This is a genomic window from Mycolicibacterium agri, assembly GCF_002553505.1.
Classification (GTDB): domain Bacteria; phylum Actinomycetota; class Actinomycetes; order Mycobacteriales; family Mycobacteriaceae; genus Mycobacterium; species Mycobacterium agri.
Map to the genome: position 1 here is coordinate 59,520 of NZ_PDCP01000023.1, position 18,899 is coordinate 78,418.

Below are 18,899 nucleotides of genomic sequence, written 5' to 3' on the forward strand. Positions count from 1 at the left end.
TCGAGGTATGGACGACGGACGCGATCCGGCGCACACCGAAGACCCGGTGCAGCCGAAGATGTCGTCAGCTCACATGCCTTCAGAGTAGGTGTCGCGTCAAGCGGATTTCGTCAGGTAGTTCCGCAGCATGTCGGTGGCGGCCGTGATCCGCGCCGTCGAGACCCGTTCGTCGACGCGGTGCGCGACGTTGGGGTCGCCGGGCCCGAAGTTGACCGCGGCCACGCCCCGCGCCGCGAAGCGCGCCACGTCGGTCCAGCCGTACTTCGCGCGCACCTGTCCACCCGCGGCGGAGACCAGCGCGGCCGCCGCGGGCGTGCCGAGCCCGGGTAAGGCTCCTGCGGCGGCGTCGGTCCGCTCGATCTGCACGTCGAGGCCGTCGAGCACCTCCCGCACGTGGTCTTCGGCCTGCTCGACGGTGCGGTCGGGCGCGAATCGGAAGTTGATCGTCACCGACGCCTGATCGGGGATGACATTGCCCGCGATACCGCCGTCGATGCCGACCGCCGACAACCCCTCGCGGTACACGCACCCGTCGATGTCGACGTTGCGGGCCTGATAAGCGGCGAGCCGGTCGAGCACAGCACCCAGTTTGTGAATGGCGTTGTCACCCAACCACGATCGCGCGGAATGCGCTCGGGTGCCGCGCGCGGTGACGACCACGCGGATGGTGCCCTGGCAGCCCGCCTCGATGAAGCCGTCGGACGGCTCACCCAGAATGGCCAGATCGGCGTGCAGCCAGTCGGGCAGCTCGCGCTCGATGCGGCCCAACCCGTTTGCGGCCGCCTCGATCTCCTCGCAGTCGTACATGATCAGCGTGATGTCGTGAGCGGGCTTGTCCACGGTCGCGGCCAGGTGCAGAAACACCGCATCCCCGGCCTTCATGTCCGAGGTTCCGCAACCGAACATCTCGCCGTCGACGACGCGGCTGGGCAGGTTGTCGGCGATGGGCACGGTGTCGAGGTGTCCGGCCAGGATGACCCGCGACGGCAGGCCGTGACGGGTGCGGGCCAGCACCGCGTCGCCGTTGCGGACGATCTCGAAGCCCGAGGTCTGCTCGCGCAGCGCGGTCTCGACCTCATCGGCGATGCGCTGCTCGTTGCGCGACTCGCTGGGGATGTCCACCAGCGCCGCGGTCAGCGCGATCGGGTCGCCATGCAAATCCAGGCCCACACCCGTTGAGGCTAGTCGAGTAGCCTCTGCACACGTGACCTCAGCTTCTGGCGTCGGCGTGGCAACGATTGCCGCCGACGGAAACGTCCTCGACACCTGGTTTCCTGCACCCGAGCTGACCGGCGACGGGCCTTCGGGCACCGTGCGGCTGTCGGTGGCCGAGGTGCCCGACGAGCTGGCCGAGCTGGCCGGGCGCGACGAGGACCGCGGCGTCGACGTCGTCGTGGTCCGGACCGTGATCGCCTCGCTGGACGACAAGCCCGCCGACGCGTATGACGCCTACCTGCGGCTGCATCTGCTCTCGCATCGGTTGATCCAGCCGCACGGCGCGAACGTCGACGGCATCTTCGGCGTGCTGACCAACGTGGTGTGGACCAACTTCGGGCCGTGCGCGGTGGAGGGCTTCGAGACGGTGCGGGCACGGCTGCGCAGGCGAGGCCCGGTGGCCGTGTACGGCATCGACAAGTTCCCCCGGATGGCCGACTACGTGACACCGACCGGCGTGCGCATCGCCGACGCCGACCGGGTGCGGCTGGGGGCTCACCTCGCCGCAGGCACCACCGTCATGCACGAGGGATTCGTCAACTACAACGCCGGCACGCTGGGCGCCTCGATGGTCGAGGGCCGGATCTCGGCCGGCGTGGTGGTCGACGACGGCTCCGACGTCGGCGGCGGCGCGTCGATCATGGGCACGCTGTCCGGCGGCGGCACCGAGGTGATCTCGGTCGGCAAGCGCTGCCTGCTCGGCGCCAATTCCGGGCTCGGCATCTCGCTTGGCGACGACTGCGTCGTGGAGGCCGGGCTGTATGTCACGGCGGGCACCAAGGTGCAGACCGCCGACGGCCAGACGGTCAAGGCGCGCGAGCTGTCCGGTGCGAACAACCTTCTGTTCCGCCGCAATTCGGTGACCGGAGCCGTCGAAGTCGTCAAGCGCGACGGCACCGGCATCACGCTCAACGAAGCGCTACACGCGAACTGATCCCGCGTCTAGACTTTTCGCTCCTCGCGTCCGCGTCTAGACTTTTCGCTCCTCGCGTCCGCGTCTGAATTTTTCGCTCCTCGCGTCCGCGTCTAAACTTTTCGCTCCTCGCGTCCGCGTCAGCACTCGACGACGTTCAAGGCCAGACCGCCGCGCGCCGTCTCCTTGTACTTGTCTTTCATGTCGGCACCGGTCTCGCGCATGGTCTTGACGGCCTTGTCCAGCGACACCTGATGCGTGCCGTCACCGCTGAGCGCGATCCGCGACGCGGTGACGGCCTTGACGGCGCCGACGGCGTTGCGCTCGATGCAGGGGATCTGCACCAGGCCGCCGACGGGATCGCAGGTCAGGCCGAGGTTGTGCTCGATGCCGATCTCCGCAGCGTTCTCCACCTGCCAGGGTGTGCCGCCGAGCACCTCGGTCAGGCCGGCCGCCGCCATCGAGCAGGCCGATCCGACTTCGCCCTGACAGCCCACCTCGGCGCCGCTGATCGAGGCGTTCTCCTTGATGATGCTGCCGATGCCCGCGGCGACGAGCAGGAACCGGACGGTGCCGTCGTCGTCGGCGCCAGGCACGTAGTCGTGGTAGTACTGCAGCACTGCGGGGATGATGCCTGCCGCGCCGTTGGTGGGTGCGGTGACGACGCGCCCGCCCGCGGCGTTCTGCTCGTTGACCGCGATGGCGTAGAGGTTGATGCGGTCCATCGCGGCCAGCGGATCGTTGGAATCCCTACTGGCGGCTAGCTTCTCGGCCAGTTGCGGGGCGCGGCGGCGTACCTTCAGCCCACCGGGCAGCACACCGGTGGTGTTGATTCCCGCCTGGATGCATTCCTGCATCACATTCCAGATGTGCAGCAGCCCGGAGCGCACCTGTGCTTCTGTGTGCCAAGCCATTTCGTTGGCCATCACGATGTCACTGATGCGCAACCCGGTGGCGTCGGCATGCGCCAGCAGCTCGTCTCCGGTGCGGAATGGGTAGCGAACCGGAGTCGGGTCGGCGACGACCACGGGGTCCTCGTCGTCGGAAATCTGGGTCTCGTCGACGACGAAGCCGCCGCCGATGGAGTAGAACGTCCGCTCCGCCAGCACCTTGCCGTTGCGGTCCAAGGCCCGAAACACCATGGCGTTGGAATGAAAACGCGCTTGCCGGCTGCGGTGCAGGATGATGTCGTCGGCCAGGCTGAAGTCGATCGGGTGCTTGCCCAGCAGCGACAGCCGACCCGAGCCGATGATCGCCTCCATACGCGACGGCGTCAGGCCGGGATCGACCTCGTCGGGCCGTTCGCCCATCAGGCCGAGCGCCACCGCGGGAATGCTGCCGTGACCCTTGCCCGTCGCCCCCAACGATCCGAACAACTCGACCGAGATCCGCTCGACGGCGTCGAGCAGTCCGTCGCCGGCCAGGCCGCGGACGAAGCGGTCGGCAGCGACCATCGGGCCGACGGTGTGTGAACTCGACGGTCCGATGCCGATCTTGAACAGATCGAAGACGCTGAGAGCCATGGTTTAGGGCCGTATCTTGGCGCTCTTCGGATCATAGATCGGCCGCAGCGAGACCGACATCGGATACAGCTCGCCGCCGACGTTGACCTGGTAATCGCCGGTTTTCACCCAGTCGGCGTCGATGACGCAGTTGTCGGTGTCGCGCACGTAGGCCAGCCCGACGCACGCGCCCGTCGTCTCACCCCACGCCGCCGAGGTCACCTGCCCGGCGACCGCGCCGTCGCGCAACACCAGTTCGCCGCCCCACAGCATGGCCTCGGGCGAGTCGACGCGGAAGCCGACCAGCTTGCGGCGCGGCCCCTCGGCCTTGGCCTTCTCGACGGCCGCGCGGCCCAGGAAGGCGATGTCGGTCTTCAGTTTGCAGGCGAACAGCAGCCCGGCCTCGACGGGGTTCTCGCTGGGCGTCAGTTCGCGGCCGAACGCCCGATAACCCTTCTCCAGCCGTAACGACTCGATCGTGTAGTAGCCGCCGCGGCCGACGCCGAATTCCTGGCCCGCCGACATCAAATCCTCGTAGACGCCGACGGCGAACTCGGTGGGTACGTAGAGTTCCCAACCCAATTCTCCGACGTAGGTGATGCGGGTGGCGCGCACGGTCGCATACCCCAGCGAGATCTGTCGGCTGGTGCCGAACGGGAACGCGTCGTCGGAGAGGTCGGCGTCGGTCAACGTCGACAGAAGATCACGCGAGTGCGGCCCCATCACGCCGAACACCGCGTACGCCGAAGTCACGTCGACCAGCCACGCATGCGCGCCCGCGGGCAGGTTTCTGCGGATGTGGTCCTTGTCGCGTTCGGTGGTGGCCGCGCTGCTGACGATGAGGAATTCCTCTGCGCCGATGCGGGTCACGGTGACGTCGGACTCGTAGGTGCCGCGCTCGTTGAGCATTCCGGTGTAGACGGCCTTGTCGATGTCGACCCCGACGTCGGCGGTGCACAGCCACTGCAGCGCTGCTTCGGCGTCGGGCCCCACCATCAGGTATTTGGAGAACGACGTCTGGTCGAACACGGTGACCGCGGTGCGGGTGTTGATCTGTTCGGCCGCCGACCAGGCCAGCCAGTTCGGCTTGCCCCAGGTGTATTCGATGGCAGGTTCGACACCCGCGGGGGCGAAGAAGTTGGCCCGCTCCCAGCCCATCCTCGAACCGAAGTTCGCGTTGGCCGCCTCAAGCAGATGATGCACCGGTGAGCGCCGAAACGGCCGCGCGGTCTTCATCTCCCGGTTGGGCCATGGCACTTCGTAATGCAGGCCGAGCACTTCGGCGACGCGGTCGTGCAGCCAGCGGTTGTTGCCGTTGAACGGTGCGAACCGGCGGATGTCGACGCCGGTGAGGTCGCTGGTCGGTGCGCCGTTGACGATCCATTCGGCCAGCGCACGGCCGGCTCCGCCCGCGGTGGCGATCCCGACGGAGTTGAACCCCGCGCCGACGAAGAAGTTGCCGAGTTCGGGCGCCTCGCCGAGGAGGAACTGGTTGTCGGGGGTGAAGCTCTCCGGCCCGTTGTAGAACTTCTTGATGCCGGTCACCTCGAGCGCAGGAATGCGCAGCAGCGCGCTGTTCATCAGGACCTCGAAGTGGTCCCAATCCTCTTCCAGCAGTTGGAATTCGAACGGGTAGGGGATGTCGTCGGGCGACACCCAAGGCTTGGCTTCGGGTTCGAACCCGCCAATGACAAGGCCGCCCACTTCTTCCTTGAAGTAGGTGTAGCCGTCGGGGTCGCGCAGGATCGGCAGGTCCGGATGCACGCCGTCGATGTGTTCGGTGACCACGTAGAAGTGCTCGGCAGAATGTAACGGCACGTTGACACCGGCCATCGCGCCGACCTGCTTGGCCCACTGGCCGGCGCAGTTGACGACGATTTCGGCCTCGACGTCGCCCTTGTCGGTCTTCACGCCGCTGACCCGCCCGTCGCGGGTGAGAATGCCGGTGACCCTTGTCCTTTCCACGACACGAGTGCCGCGCATGCGGGCTCCTTTGGCCAACGCGGAGGTCAGGTCGGTCGGGTTGGCTTTCCCGTCGGCGGGCAGCCAGATGGCGCCGACGAGGTCGTCGACCCGCATCACCGGATAGTGTTCGAGCGCCTGCTCGGGGGTGAGCAGTTCGCATTCCATGTTGAACGCGGCCGCATTGGCGGCGGTGCGGCGCAGCTGGATCATCCGGTCTTCGGTGCGCGCGACGGTCACTCCCCCGCACTGCTTGTAGCCCGCCGACAGCCCGGTTTCGCTTTCCAGTTCGGCGTAGAGCTGCGTCGAGTACTGCACGAGCCGCGTCGCGCTCTCCGAGGCGCGCAGTTGGCCGACCAGGCCCGCGGCGTGCCACGTTGTGCCGCTGGACAATTGGCCCTGCTCGAGAAGCAGCACATCGGTGAGACCCAGCTTGGTCAGGTGGTAGGCGACGCTGGTGCCGATCACGCCGCCGCCGATGACGACGACGTGGGAGCGGTCGGGCAGTTCGGCGGCCATCAGTCGGCGGCCTGCACGTCGGCGAGCAGTCGGGCCAGGTTGGGCCCGTCGAACTCGGCTTTCGCGGCTTCATAGCGTTCCATTGCCCACTCCCAGAAGTCGTATTCGATTGCGCTGGACCCGTTCTGGATACAGCCCCATAGCGTCCACCCGTACTTGGCGACGATGCCCTGCAGGTGAGCGCGTGCGGTCTTGTGGCGCAGCGGCCGCCCGTAGTAGGCCGTGACGAGTTCCTCGAGTTGCTCGATGGACAGCCCACATTCGCTCCACACGTTGCCCAACTCGAAGCAGGGGTCGTTGTTGCCGGAATACTCGTAGTCGATCAGCCAGATCTTGTCGCCGTCGGAGATGAAGTTGCCCGCGAGCAGGTCGTTGTTGCACGGCACGGTGGTGGAGTCGGTCGCGGTGAGCACGTGTGCGATTTCGTCGAACCGGTCGGCGTAGTCGAGATAGTCGTCGGGGATGCGAAACCCTTTCTCCAGCACTGTCTTCAGATAGCTGGGCTGGCGTTCGAACATGTCGAATCGGCCCGTGAATCGCGGGCCGGCGTGCAGTTGACGGATCGCCGCGGCGGCCTTGTGCAGCACGCCGGGCCGCTGGAAGTCGTCATTGCACAGCGTATGGCCGTCGATGTAGCCCAGCAGCAGGATCCCGAGGTCGGGGCGGTAGTCGATCACCCGCGCCCCGACGCCGGCCTGTTCGGCGGCGATGGTGTTGCGGTATTCGCGGTCGCGGTCGATGCCGAGGAAATTGCTGCCCATGTCGCAGCAGCGGGCGACGTACACGCCGTCCGGAGTACTGATCTTGACGTTGCGGTTGGTCAGGCCGCCAGAGAGTTCCTGCAGTTGCCGCTGCCGCCCGGCCAGTACGGGGATCTGTTCGAGCAGCTCGTTGAGCACGGCGTCGGTAAGCGGCGGCGACACGCGTTCACTCTAAGCCGCCGCACCCTTAAAGGTCTAGACTTTCAGCTTTCGGCCGTCTACCGGCAGGTTTCTCGTCAGGCGGCGCCACTTCGACCTTCGACTTGATGCGGATCCGCGCTCGATCCGAACGGTGGTAGTCGCGCGAGAACTCGACGGCGAGGCCCGACTCGGTGAACGACGTCCGCGTGATCAGCAACAGTGCGCTGCCCGGCTTCACGCCCAACACCTCGGCCTGCTGTTCGTTGGCTTCGGTCGCCTCGATGCGCTCGTCGGCGGAGAACGGCGCGGCACCGTGTTCGCGCATGAGCGCATACAGCGAGCCGCTCAGGTCGGCGGCCAGCAGCCCGGGGAAGACAGCCGCGGGTAAATGGGCCTCCTCCAACAGGATTGGCTCGCCGTTGGCCGATCGTGCCCGCAGGATCTCGTGCACGCGGGCACCGCGGGGCAGGCCAAGGTTCTTGCGCACCTCGGCGGCCGCGACGCGCGTCGTCGCACTCAACACGTGTGCACCGGCTTCGAGGTGGATGCGCCGCATCTGCTCGGTGAAACCCGGCAGGCTTGCGTGGTCGAACTCAATGCGCGGCGCGGCCACGAAATTTCCACCGAAGCGGCCGCGTCGCCGCTCGATCAGGCCTTTCGCCTCGATCGACCCCAACGCCTGACGCAACGTCATCCGGCTGACGCCAAGGGCGGTGGCGATCTCCACCTCGGCGGGCAGCTTGTCGCCCGGCCGCAGGGTTTTCGACGCGATCAGCCGCTCCAGCCATTGGCCGATCCGCAGGTGCGCGGGCAGATCGGTGGAGCCGACGATATCCGGCGGGACCGCCAGCGCTGGATCGTCCATCGTCAGCGCGCGCACACCCCAAAGAATAGCCACGCCCGCAGCGCCGACGGCGCCGACAGCTCAGTCGTCGGGCGCCAGGACGCAGAACTCGTTGCCTTCGGGGTCGGCCAACACGACCCAGCTCTGCTCGCCCTGGCCGATGTCGACGTGCTTGGCGCCCATGGCGATCAACCGGTCGACTTCGACCTGCTGATCGTCGGGCCGGAAGTCCAAGTGGATGCGGTTCTTCACGACTTTCTCGTCGGGCACCGCGATGAAGATCCAGTCGGGGCCGGCCCCCGGCGGCGGGTGCAGCCGCACGTCGCCGTCGTCGTCGACGCCGTGCGGCCAGCCCAGCACCTCGGCCCACCATGTGCCGAGTGCGGTGGCGTCGCGGGCATCGATACAGATCTCGTCGAACTTCAGGCCCAATTCGCCAACTCCTTCTTCAGCACTTTTCCCATCGCATTACGGGGAAGGCTGTCGACGATCCGCACTTCCCGCGGCCGCTTGTGCACTGAAAGCTGTTCTGCCACATAGTTGATCAGCTCGCCGGGATCTGCATTGCCGACGACGAACGCCACAATGCGCTGGCCGAGGTCATTGTCGGGCTGCCCGATAACGGCGACCTCGTCGACCCCAGGATGGCCAAGCAGCGCCGCCTCCACTTCGCCTGCACCGACCCGGAAGCCACCGGTCTTGATGAGGTCCACCGACTCGCGACCGACGATGCGGTGCATGCCGTCACCGTCGATCACCGCCACATCGCCGCTGCGGTACCACCCTTCGGCGTCGAAGACCTCGGCGGTGGCATCGGGCCGATTGAGATAGCCGTCGAACATGGTCGGGCTCTTGATCTGCAGTCGCCCAATGGTTTCGCCGTCGTGCGGTACCGGCGCACCGTGCTCGTCCACCAACCGCGTCTGCACGCCGCGCAGCGGCAGGCCCACCCAGCCCGGCCTGCGTTCACCGTCGGCGCGCGTGCTGATCGTGATGAGGGTTTCACTGGCCCCGTACCGCTCGATGGGTGGGTGGCCGGTGAGTTCGGCGAGCCGCTCGAACACCGGCACCGGCAGCGGCGCGCTGCCGGACACCAGAAGACGCGCCGACGACAACGCGCGCGCCGCGGCCTCGTCGTCGGCGATCCGCGACCACACCGTCGGCACACCGAAGTACAGCGAGCCACCCGCCTCGGCGTATGCCGCGGGTTTCGGTTTTCCGGTGTGTATGAAGCGGTTTCCGATCCGCAGGGAGCCGAGCAGTCCGAGCACCAGCCCGTGGATGTGAAACAGCGGAAGCCCGTGCACCAGGGTGTCCTCGGGCGTCCACTGCCAGGCTTCGGCCAACGCGTCGATGTCGGCGGCGATGGCGCGCCTGCTGACCAGCACTCCTTTCGGCGGCCCCGTGGTGCCGGAGGTGTACATCACCATGGCGATGGCCTCAGGCGCCGGCTCGGGGTAGCGATGCCACGACCGCGCGTGCAGCCGCACCGGGATATGCGGTAGGCCTTCGGGATGCTCCGGCTGCTCGCCCAGCCAGGCCTGCGCGCCCGAATCGGTGAGGATGTGCCTGCGTTCTGCGGCGCCGACGTCGGCGGGCACCGGCACAAAGGGCACGCCTGCGATCAGGCAGCCGGTCACCGCGAGCACCGTGGTGGCGGTCGGTTTCGCCAGCACCGCGATCCGGTGCGCGCCGCCGACGCGCTCGGCCACCGACGTGGCCGCGCCGACGAGGTCGCTGCGGCTGAGCGTGACACCGTCGATGCGCACCGCGTCGGCCAGGTCAGCCCCGGCGGCGACGGCGGCGGGGTTCAACGAGGCCAGCAACACGCCAGCGAGGCTACCTGGCAGCCGCCGCGTTGCTCGCGAGACCGCCCAGACCGCCTCGGCATACTTGGCGGGTGGCTGAGATCCGGCGCATCGCGTCGCGCGAGGTGTATCGCAACGACTGGATGACGGTACGTGAGGACCAGATCCGTCGGCCGGACGGTTCGGACGGCATCTACGGCGTCATCGACAAGCCGGACTATGCGCTGATCATCGCCTGCGACGGTGAGCGGGTGCGGCTCGTCGAACAGTTCCGCTATCCGCTTGGCCTGCGACGCTGGGAGTTTCCGCAGGGCACCGCGCCAGGACGGGCGGATCTGGACGCCACCGAGCTCGCCCACCGCGAGCTGCGGGAGGAAACTGGATTGCGAGCCGACAAGATGGTGCCGATCGGGCTGCTCGATGTCGCCGCCGGAATGAGCAGCCAGCGCGGCCGGGTATTCGTCGCGACCGGCATCACCGAGGGCGAGCACGACCGCGAGGACACCGAACAGGACATGCACAGCCAGTGGTTCAGCCGCGCCGAGGTCGAACAGATGATGCGCGACGGCGTCATCACCGATGCCCAGTCGTTGGCAGCCTGGGCGCTGTTCCTGTTGAGTGAGCGTTGACGGACTGGTACCACTCGTCCGGCGCTTTCTGGACCTTTTCGCGGCCCCAGAGGGCTGGGCAGTATCGGACGCAAGAGTCCTGGGGGGATCACTATGTCTTCTGCGCGGTCTTCTGCGCGCGAGCACACCAATGACACCGATGCAACGGCACCGCAGGCCGCCGATCTCGTCGTGCTCGGCGGCACGGTTCTGACCCTTGACGGGGCCAGCAGCCGCGCGGAAGCGTTGGCGGCGCGCGACGGCCGCATCACCGCCATCGGTGACGACCGGTCGATCGCGGGCCTCATCGGGGACGCCACGACCGTGGTCCATCTCGACGGGCGCGCCGTCATCCCCGGCTTCGTCGAATCGCACAACCACCCGACCTTCTTCGGCATGGCGCTGGCCGCGCCGGTCGACGCCGGCAGCCCGCCCAACGAGCACATCGGCGAAATCGTGGAGCGGGTGCGGCAGGCGGTGCGCGACCGCGGACCCGGCGAATGGATTCGCGGCTACCGCTACGACGACACCCTGCTCAGCGAGAACCGCCACCCCACCCGTCATGACCTCGACCCGGTGTCACCGGACAACCCGGTGATCCTCACCCATGTCACCGGCCACTTCTGCGTGGTGAATTCCGTTGCGCTGCAAGCGATCGGCATCACCGCACAGACTCCAGACCCGCCGGGCGGCGCGATCGCGCGCGACGAGCGGGGCGAGCCGAGCGGCCTGCTGATCGAGACGGCGGCGTTTCTGGCCAATTCCGCGATGCCGTCCCAGGGACCCGAGCAACTGGCCGAGGCCCTGCTGCTGGCCGACGAGGAATACCTCGCCCACGGCGTCACCTCGGTGCATGACACCGGCATCGGGCTGATCGCCGGCCAGGGCGAACTGGACGCCTACCGGCTCGCGGCGGGCAGGATGCGCACCCGCGTCCACGGCTACCTGTTCCACACGCTGCTGCCCGGCCTGGACGACGGCGCGCCCGAGCCGCCCGACCGCAGCGCCTCGACCGACCGCTTCCAGATGACCGGCGTGAAGATCGTTGCGGACGGCTCGATTCAAGGCCGCACCGGCTGTCTGGCCGAGGGATACACCTGCGACCGCCGCGAGCACGGCATGATGCTGCTCGAGCCCGACGACCTGGCTCGCCGCATCGCGGCGCTGGATGCGGCGGGCTGGCAGGTGGCGGTGCACGGCAACGGCGACGCCGCGATCGAGGCGATCATCGATGGCTACGCGAAGCTCGGCGCACCGCAGGGCACCGGCAGGCGACACCGAATCGAGCACTGCCAGACCGTCCGCGAAGATCAGCTGGACCGCATGGTCGAACACGACATCCTGGCCTCGTTCTTCATCAAGCACGTCTACTACTGGGGCGACCGGCACCGCGACGTCTTTCTCGGCCCCAAGCGTGCGCGGCGGATCAGCCCGCTGGCGTCGGCGCGATCGCGCGGAATCCACTTCGGGCTGCACTCCGACACCCCCGTGACACCGGTGCCGCCGCTGGAGGGAATCTGGTGTGCGGTTGCGCGACGCACCAGTGGCGATAACGTGTTGGGCCCGGAACAGGCCATCGACGTAGAGGCCGCCCTGCGTGGGTACACCATCGACGCCGCTTACCTGGCCGGCGAGGAGCACATCAAGGGCAGTCTCGAAGTCGGCAAGGTCGCCGACTTGGCCGTTCTGTCCGAGGACCCGACCGCGGTCGACACGAACCGGATCAGATCGCTGTGCGTCGACGGCACCGTCGTGGGCGGCACCCTGGTCCGTCGCCGCGACGGCCTTTCAGTGACGACGGGAGGTGCGCGATGATTCGCAGCTGGCCCAGCCTGCTCATCGGGCTAGGCATACCTGCGACGGCGATTCTTCTCGGCACCATCCTGGTGTCCGACACAAACATCTTCGTCTTCGGAATTCCGTTGCTGTTCTTCTGGATGTTCTGCTGCTTTCCGCTGACCACGCTGTGCCTGTGGATCAGTTGGCGGTTCTTCGACCGCAAGCACTATCCGCAGGACGCCAGCCCGCTCCGCATCTCACGTGAGACGACGGCGAAGGAGGACGCGCGATGATGATCGGCATCGTCGTCATCGTGATGGCGGGCTCAATCCTGTTGGCGTTCTGGGCGGGCCGGGCCGTGCGGGGCGGCGGAATCTCCGACTTCCTGGTCGGCGGCCGGTCCTTTCCCGCGTGGCTCATCTACTTCCTCGCGGTCGGCGAGGTGTACAGCATCGGCACGATGATCGGCTTCCCCAGCGGCATTTACGCCAACGGGGCCAGTTACGGCATCTGGTTTCTGGGCTACATCCTGCTGGCCTACTCGATCGGGTACTTCCTGGCTCCCCTCGTGTGGCGCGCCGCCAAGCGTCACGACGCCATGACCGTGCCCGACGTGTTCGGCCGCCACTACGACAGCAGACGGCTGGAACTGATCACATGCGTGACGATGCTGATCGCGCTGGTGCCGTGGGGGCAGTACCAATTCATCGGCCTGCAAGTGGTTTTGAGCAATCTCGGCCTCCGGTTGACGCCGGTGCAGTGCGTCATCCTCGCGGGGATCATCGCGTTCCTGTGGATCGCGGCATCCGGCATCCGCTCTCCGGCGTTCGTGTCCATCCTCAAAGACACCTTCATGTTGCTCGGCGTGGTGTTGGTCGGGCTGGCCGCGGTGCTGGCCGCGGGCGGCACCTCCGAGGTGACCGGACCCGACGTCATCAGCCATGCCCAAACCACCATGGGCGGACAGGCTTTGGTGTTCGCGATGACGACGATCCTGTTCCAGAGCGTCGTCTTCTACCTCGGCTTCGGTGGGGCCTACGTGTTCCCCGCCCGATCGGAACGGGCCGTCAAGAGTTCGACGGTGTGGATGCCGATGTACATGCTGATCTACCCGTTCCTGGTATTCGCCTCCTACTACGGCCTCAAGCATCACCCGGGACTGGACGATCCGAACACGGTGTTCATGGTGACCGCCAAAGGGCTGCTGCCGGAGTGGATGCTCGGGCTGGTGGCCGCCGGTGCGGCGCTGTCGGGTGTGCTGGTGTTGGCGGCGACGGCACTGTCCATCGGCGGCATGGTGAGCCGCAACCTGGTTCCGAATGTCGCGCCCGCAGCGCAGCGCCGCTGGACGGTCGCTGTGGTGGCCGGATTCCTGGTGATGGCCGCGGTGCTCACGCTGACGGCATCGACGCTGATGCTTACGGTGCTCAACCTGGTCTACAACCTGCTGGCCCAGGTGGTGCCGGGCTGGCTGGCGGTGCTGTTCGCCCGACGGGTGCGCGCTGCAGCGGTGGCCACGGGCATGGTCGTCGGCGTCATATCGGCGGTCGCGTTGTACGCCTCCGGGGTGACCAAGATCGGTGGCATCAACGCCGGCCTGGTGTCGCTGGGCCTGAACCTGCTGATCGTGTTTGGGTGGAGCCTGCTGTCGCCGGGGACGCGCCGGGCAGCCGTCGCGCAGCAGGGCGCGCGTGCGGAGTCGGCGCCCGTCGCGGTCGCCGGCAATTGAGGGTGGCCGGTCGTTGAATTAGACGGCCGACGCTTACGGCGTGGGCTTTACTTTGCGTGACTTTTCGTGCCACGCGATAGGAGTCCGCCGTGCCCGCAGCCCTGATCACCGGCGCCTCGTCCGGCATCGGACGTGAGCTTGCCCGCCTGTTCGCCGCCGACGGCGTCGACGTCGTCGTGGTGTCGAGCGAACGCAGCGTCGCCGCGCTGACTGCGCTGGCCGAGGAGGTGCGGTCACGTCACGGCGTGCGGGTGGACACCATCACGATGGATCTGGCGACGCCGGGCGCGGGCCGCGATCTGGTCGGCCGCGTTGACGCGTTGGGTGTCGGCATCGAATATCTCGTCAACAACGCCGGTGTGGGCATCCTCGGGCTGACGGTTCAGGAGTCCGATCCCGCCGCGGTGTCGCGGATGGTGCAGCTCAACGTCGTCACGCTGACCGACCTCACACTTCTCTACGCTGCGCGCATGGTGAAGGCGGGGCACGGCGCGATCCTCAACGTCGGGTCGGTCGCCGGCTAGGTGATCCCGCATGGGTTGGAGGCCGGCTACGCCGCCAGCAAGGCTTACGTCCGAAGCTTTTCCGCCTGCGTCGCCAACGACCTGCGCGGCACCGGTGTCACCTGTACGCACCTGGCGCCCGGGCCGGTGCGCACCGAGTTCATGACGACGGCGGGACTGACCACGACGACGAAGCTCGACCGTTACTTCATGGACGCCGAGCCGGTGGCCAAGGCGGGTTACGAGGCGATGCGCGCCGGGCGCCAGAACGTGGTCCCGGGCCTGGGCACGAAGGTGATGCGGGTGATGTCGGCCGTGTCGCCGTCGCGGCGGCTGACCGGAGCGATTTCGGGACGTTTCGTCAGCCGGCACTGACTCGGGGACCGGCCGCGACCCCCGGTGTCGGCCGTCTCCGACAATAGAATATTTTCTATTGTCAGGAGGTACACGTTGAAGCTGTCGGCTGAAGAAGAAGTGATCGTCAAGACGGTCCACGATTTCGTGGAAAAGCAGGTCAAGCCCGTGGTGCGCGATCTGGAGCACGCCAACACCTATCCCGAAGACCTCATCGAGACGATGAAGAGCATGGGCATCTTCGGGCTGGCCATCCCGGAGCCTTACGGGTTTGTTCAGGTGTCGATGCCCTGCTACGTCCAGGTGACCGAGGAACTCGCCCGCGGGTGGATGAGCCTGGCAGGCGCGATGGGGGGACACACCGTGGTGTCCAAGCTGCTCATGCTCTTCGGCACCGAGGAACAGAAGCAGAAGTACCTGCCCCGGATGGCCACGGGCGAGCTGCGTGCGACGATGGCGCTCACCGAACCCGGCGGCGGCTCGGACCTGCAGGCGATGCGCACGGCGGCCCGCCGCGACGGCGACGACTACGTGATCAACGGCAGCAAGACGTGGATCACCAACGCGCGCCGCTCGGGTCTGGTCGCGTTGTTGTGCAAGACGGATCCCAACGCCGAACCGGCCCATCGCGGCGTGTCCATCCTGCTGGTCGAGAAGGTGCCCGGTTTCACCGTCTCCAAGGATCTTCCGAAGCTGGGCTACAAGGGCGTGGAGAGCTGCGAGCTGACGTTCACCGACTGCCGCGTGCCCGCCGACGCGCTGCTCGGCACCGCCGAAGGCCACGGCTTCGCGCAGATGATGAAAGGCCTTGAGGTAGGCCGACTTCAGGTCGCGGCGCGCGCGACCGGCGTCGCACGGGCGGCGTTCGAGGACGCTCTGCGGTACGCGCAGGAGCGCGAGAGCTTCGGCAAGCCGATCTGGCAGCATCAGTCGGTCGGCAACATGCTCGCCGACATGGGCACCAAACTCGCCGCGGCCCGTTCGCTATTGCTTTCCGCCGCAGAGCGATTCGACTCCGGCGAACGCGTCGACATGGAGGCAGGGATGGCCAAGCTGTTCGCGTCGGAGGTGGGCATGCAGATCGCGTTGGATGCCGTGCGCATCCACGGCGGCTACGGCTACTCGACCGAATACGACGTCGAACGCTATTTCCGCGACGCGCCGCTGATGATCGTCGGCGAGGGCACGAACGAGATTCAGAAGAACGTCATCGCCAAGCAGTTGGTGAAGAGGGGCGGGTTGACCCTGTGACGCTGCCCCTGAGTGGTCTGACGGTGCTGTCGCTGGAGCATGCGGTGGCCGCCCCGTTCGCGACCCGCCAACTCGCCGATCTCGGCGCGCGGGTGATCAAGATCGAGCGCCCGGGGTCCGGCGACTTCGCCCGCGGCTACGACGACGCCGTCAACGGGCTGTCGAGCTACTTCGTGTGGCTCAACCGGTCCAAGGAGTCGATCGCGCTCGACGTCAAATCGCCGCAGGGTGCAGAGGTGCTGCGCGAACTCGCCGACCGCGCCGACATCGTCGTTCAGAACCTCGGGCCAGGCGCGGCGGCGCGGCTTGGCCTGTCCGCCGACGAGTTACGCGGGCGCGACCCGCGCAAGATCGTCGTCGCGATCACCGGCTGGGGCAGCGACGGCCCGTGGGCCGACCGCAAGGCCTACGACCTGCTGGTGCAGTGCGAGACCGGTCTGGTATCGCTGACGGGCACCCCGGCCGACGTCGCCAAGGTCGGGGTTTCCATCGCCGACATCGCTGCGGGCATGTACGCCTTCAGCGGCATCCTGGCCGCGCTGTATCGCCGTGAAATCACCGGCCAAGGGGCCTCGATCGAGGTGTCGCTGTTCGAAGCATTGGCCGAATGGGTAGGTCAGCCAGCGCATTTCGCCGCGGGCAAGGGTCGCCAGCCTGGCCGCTTCGGCGCACAGCACCCCACCATCGCGCCCTACGGCCCGTTCGTCGCCCGCGACGGGCACACCGTGCTGCTGGCCATTCAGAACGACCCGGAGTGGACGCGGTTCTGCGAGACGGTGTTGGAGAATCCCGCACTGGCACAGGACGAACGCTTCGCGTCGAACAACCTGCGGGTGGCCCACCGCGACGAACTCAACGCGGTGATCTCCGCCCGCTTCGCCGAGTTGTCCACGCAGGCACTCGAAGCCCGGCTGGCGGAGGCGCGGATCGCCTTCGCCGGAGTCAACACGGTCGCGGAGTTCCTCGATCACCCAGTGCTGCATGCGCGTGATCGGTGGCGAGACACCGCAACCGAGGCTGGTTCCGTGAAGGCCTTGTTGCCTCCCATCGATCTCGGCGTCGAGCCTCGCATGGACGCGGTGCCCGCGCTCGGCGAGCACACCGGCAAGATCCTTGCCGAACTCGGCCGAGACCCAACAACATTGGCCAAGAGTTCACCACAGCGCTGACGCGTCAGGTCGACGCGTTCTGCGCGGCGAGGTGTTCGGCCAGCAGGCGCCCCGCCTTGCGAATGTGGTTCTCCATCGCGACGCGCGCCTCGTCAGCATTGTTGGCGCGCAGGTGCTCGATGATCGCGCGGTGATCGTGTGCCGATGCTTCGGGCCAACCCTCAACGGCTGCAAAGAATTTGCGCGGCGCGTACGACAACGTGTTCTTGATGAGCCAGCGGATCTTGGGTGACCCCGCCAACCGGTAGATGGTCGCGTGGAACCGGTGATTCAGCCGCTCCACCGCGTCGTAGTCGTGGTCGGCGGCGGCCTGCTCCAGTTCCGCCTGGATCTGTTCCAGCTCATCGACCCGACCCGCGTCGATGATCTTCGCCGCCCGTGCGGTGAGTTCGCCGCCAAGGAGCGCCTGGGCGTCGTAGACGTCGCGGACGTCCTCACTGGACAGCGGTGCGACGGTGAAGCCGCGCCGCGGCGAAACGGTCAGAAAACCCTCGGTCTGCACCTGCAGCAGCCCTTCGCGGGCCGGCGTCGCGCTGATGCCGAGTTCTTCGGCCACGGTTTCCGGGCGGATGAACTCCCCCGGCCGCAGCTGACCGGACACGATCAGCTCGCGGACGTGAGCCGCAGCGACATCGCTCAGACGCAGGATTCGCTCCCGCTTGGCGTTCGCCGCGACCGGTCGATTCACATCCTGAATATAGACAATATTCTCCGAACTCCCCTTCTCCGCGCGCCTCAGCACCGGCCATCTCCAGACACCCGGACAATGTGCGTACATTTGCTAGGCCTGTCGGTTGCTGGGCGCTGCCACGGCTGTTTCGAATGCAACCAGCACAAACCAGGTGAAATGGACGTGACAGGAGTGCGCAAACCATTGACATCCGGTGTCATTAGTGCGTACATATCGCGTGAAGCCCGCCCCCGCCGCACCCGGTCGGACGCGGGCACGCCATGACATTGGAGGGCGGCAATTGGCCCACGACCCGGACGGGCAGTCGGCGACACTGCTGGGCCCGGCCTACCAGCGCATCGCGGAGGCGCTGCGCGCGGCCGTGCTGCGCGCGGCCGACACCGATACCCGCCTGCCGACCGAGGCCGAACTCGCCGATGCACACGGGGTGAGCCGCCAGACGGTGCGTCGCGCCTACCAGGAACTCGTCGCCGACGGACTGGTCGTCCGGGTGCCCGGCAAGGGAACGTTCGTGGCCCGCGGAGGGTCGCAGTACCTGCGGCGATTCGGCACCGTCGAGGATCTGATGAGCCTGTCGGTCGACACCGAGATGGAGGTGCTCTCCCCGCTCACGCGGCGCGTGGAGATCGAGGCCGCCGGCCGCATGGGGTTGCCGGACGACGCGGTCGCGACGGTCTCGTTCCGCCGGCTCCACCTCGGCGTGCCGTTCTGTGTCACCGACGTCTATCTCCCCCCCGACGTCGGAAAGCTCATCGCCACCGCGCCAGAGGTGCAGCAGGGCGCCTGTAGCTCACGCACGATCATCGGGCTCATCGACCCGCTGCTCGCCGAGCCGATCAGCGGCGCAGACCAGACCATCACCGTCGCCGTCGCCGACCCGCGCGTCGCCTCGGCAACAGAGTCCAAGGTCGGTGAGCCGATGCTGCGCATCGACCGGATCTATCGGACCGTGAGCGGTGATCCGGTCGAGCTCGCGATCACCCGGTACGTGGCCTCCCGCTACAGCTACAGGTCGAGTCTGCGACGCGGACGCGCCTGAGCGTCGCCATCAGGTCGGCACAATGGCCGCAACAATGCGTCCCATGATGTGGACCGACCACAGTTTCGTTTCTCCTGCTCATCCCTGGTGACCGCCGCTTACGTGCGGAAA

At 67.3% G+C, this 18,899-nt stretch carries 16 protein-coding genes and 1 pseudogene; 9 read left to right on the forward strand and 8 right to left on the reverse strand.

Annotated elements, in window-relative coordinates:
- Nucleotides 1-96: 96 nt before the first annotated feature.
- Nucleotides 97-1,170 carry a succinyl-diaminopimelate desuccinylase gene (gene dapE / locus CQY20_RS14655; RefSeq protein WP_097940814.1) on the reverse strand — a complete coding sequence of 358 codons (1,074 nt, stop codon included), beginning with the start codon at nt 1,168-1,170 and terminating at the stop codon, nt 97-99.
- A gap of 34 nt (nt 1,171-1,204) precedes the next feature.
- Here dapE and dapD point away from each other — a divergent pair, with 34 nt between their 5' ends.
- Nucleotides 1,205-2,149, forward strand: coding sequence for a 2,3,4,5-tetrahydropyridine-2,6-dicarboxylate N-succinyltransferase (gene dapD / locus CQY20_RS14660; RefSeq protein WP_097940815.1), 945 nt, complete (start codon nt 1,205-1,207; stop codon nt 2,147-2,149).
- Between the two features lie 119 nt (nt 2,150-2,268).
- Here the strand turns inward: dapD and CQY20_RS14665 are convergent, their stop codons facing one another.
- Genes CQY20_RS14665 through CQY20_RS14690 form a run of 6 tightly spaced genes read right to left on the reverse strand, consistent with a single transcriptional unit; the run spans nt 2,269 to nt 9,686 of the window.
- Nucleotides 2,269-3,651, reverse strand: a complete 1,383-nt coding sequence (locus CQY20_RS14665) for an L-serine ammonia-lyase (RefSeq protein ID WP_097940816.1) — start codon at nt 3,649-3,651, stop codon at nt 2,269-2,271.
- A gap of 3 nt (nt 3,652-3,654) precedes the next feature.
- Nucleotides 3,655-6,111, reverse strand: coding sequence for a GcvT family protein (locus CQY20_RS14670; protein WP_097940817.1), 2,457 nt, complete (start codon nt 6,109-6,111; stop codon nt 3,655-3,657).
- Nucleotides 6,111-7,034 (reverse strand): choline/ethanolamine kinase family protein, encoded by a 924-nt coding sequence (locus CQY20_RS14675; protein ID WP_097940818.1) that lies wholly within the window; start codon nt 7,032-7,034, stop codon nt 6,111-6,113. Before CQY20_RS14675 ends, CQY20_RS14670 begins: the two co-directional genes overlap by 1 nt.
- Before the next feature lie 25 nt (nt 7,035-7,059).
- The gene (locus CQY20_RS14680) at nt 7,060-7,893 is read right to left on the reverse strand and encodes a GntR family transcriptional regulator (protein WP_097940819.1); all 834 of its coding nucleotides are present in this window, start codon (nt 7,891-7,893) and stop codon (nt 7,060-7,062) included.
- Between the two features lie 45 nt (nt 7,894-7,938).
- Nucleotides 7,939-8,289, reverse strand: a complete 351-nt coding sequence (locus tag CQY20_RS14685) for a VOC family protein (RefSeq protein WP_097940820.1) — start codon at nt 8,287-8,289, stop codon at nt 7,939-7,941.
- The gene (locus CQY20_RS14690; RefSeq protein WP_097940821.1) at nt 8,280-9,686 is read right to left on the reverse strand and encodes an acyl-CoA synthetase; all 1,407 of its coding nucleotides are present in this window, start codon (nt 9,684-9,686) and stop codon (nt 8,280-8,282) included. Before CQY20_RS14690 ends, CQY20_RS14685 begins: the two co-directional genes overlap by 10 nt.
- Nucleotides 9,687-9,808: 122 nt before the next feature.
- Between CQY20_RS14690 and CQY20_RS14695 the strand changes: the two genes are divergently transcribed.
- The 7 genes and pseudogenes from CQY20_RS14695 to CQY20_RS14725 all read left to right on the forward strand — a co-directional run bounded on the left by CQY20_RS14695 (nt 9,809) and on the right by CQY20_RS14725 (nt 17,058).
- Entirely contained in the window at nt 9,809-10,294 is a 486-nt protein-coding gene (locus CQY20_RS14695) for an NUDIX domain-containing protein (protein WP_371871150.1), read from the forward strand.
- Between the two features lie 93 nt (nt 10,295-10,387).
- Nucleotides 10,388-12,088 (forward strand): amidohydrolase, encoded by a 1,701-nt coding sequence (locus CQY20_RS14700; RefSeq protein WP_097940823.1) that lies wholly within the window; start codon nt 10,388-10,390, stop codon nt 12,086-12,088.
- The gene (locus tag CQY20_RS14705) at nt 12,085-12,345 is read left to right on the forward strand and encodes a DUF3311 domain-containing protein (RefSeq protein ID WP_097940824.1); all 261 of its coding nucleotides are present in this window, start codon (nt 12,085-12,087) and stop codon (nt 12,343-12,345) included. The genes CQY20_RS14700 and CQY20_RS14705 overlap by 4 nt, the downstream gene beginning before the upstream one ends.
- Nucleotides 12,342-13,781, forward strand: a complete 1,440-nt coding sequence (locus tag CQY20_RS14710) for a sodium:solute symporter family protein (RefSeq protein ID WP_097940825.1) — start codon at nt 12,342-12,344, stop codon at nt 13,779-13,781. Before CQY20_RS14705 ends, CQY20_RS14710 begins: the two co-directional genes overlap by 4 nt.
- 89 nt (nt 13,782-13,870) lie before the next feature.
- Nucleotides 13,871-14,659: pseudogene (locus CQY20_RS35475) on the forward strand (SDR family NAD(P)-dependent oxidoreductase).
- Between the two features lie 75 nt (nt 14,660-14,734).
- Entirely contained in the window at nt 14,735-15,889 is a 1,155-nt protein-coding gene (locus CQY20_RS14720; RefSeq protein ID WP_097940826.1) for an acyl-CoA dehydrogenase family protein, read from the forward strand.
- Nucleotides 15,890-15,891: 2 nt separating this feature from the next.
- On the forward strand, nt 15,892-17,058 hold the full coding sequence (locus CQY20_RS14725) for a CaiB/BaiF CoA transferase family protein (RefSeq protein ID WP_097940846.1): 1,167 nt from the start codon (nt 15,892-15,894) through the stop codon (nt 17,056-17,058).
- Nucleotides 17,059-17,062: 4 nt separating this feature from the next.
- Here the strand turns inward: CQY20_RS14725 and CQY20_RS14730 are convergent, their stop codons facing one another.
- The gene (locus CQY20_RS14730) at nt 17,063-17,746 is read right to left on the reverse strand and encodes a GntR family transcriptional regulator (protein WP_234816248.1); all 684 of its coding nucleotides are present in this window, start codon (nt 17,744-17,746) and stop codon (nt 17,063-17,065) included.
- Between the two features lie 283 nt (nt 17,747-18,029).
- Here CQY20_RS14730 and CQY20_RS14735 point away from each other — a divergent pair, with 283 nt between their 5' ends.
- Nucleotides 18,030-18,788 carry a GntR family transcriptional regulator gene (locus CQY20_RS14735; RefSeq protein ID WP_234816249.1) on the forward strand — a complete coding sequence of 253 codons (759 nt, stop codon included), beginning with the start codon at nt 18,030-18,032 and terminating at the stop codon, nt 18,786-18,788.
- Nucleotides 18,789-18,899 lie beyond the last annotated feature (111 nt).

Coding starts and splice junctions, on each gene's coding strand:
- CQY20_RS14665 (WP_097940816.1), bottom strand. CDS start 3,651: ATGGCTCTCAGCGTCTTCGATCTGTTCAAGATCGGCATCGGACCGTCG.
- CQY20_RS14700 (WP_097940823.1), top strand. CDS start 10,388: ATGTCTTCTGCGCGGTCTTCTGCGCGCGAGCACACCAATGACACCGAT.
- CQY20_RS14705 (WP_097940824.1), top strand. CDS start 12,085: ATGATTCGCAGCTGGCCCAGCCTGCTCATCGGGCTAGGCATACCTGCG.
- CQY20_RS14695 (WP_371871150.1), top strand. CDS start 9,809: ATGACGGTACGTGAGGACCAGATCCGTCGGCCGGACGGTTCGGACGGC.
- CQY20_RS14710 (WP_097940825.1), top strand. CDS start 12,342: ATGATGATCGGCATCGTCGTCATCGTGATGGCGGGCTCAATCCTGTTG.
- CQY20_RS14670 (WP_097940817.1), bottom strand. CDS start 6,111: ATGGCCGCCGAACTGCCCGACCGCTCCCACGTCGTCGTCATCGGCGGC.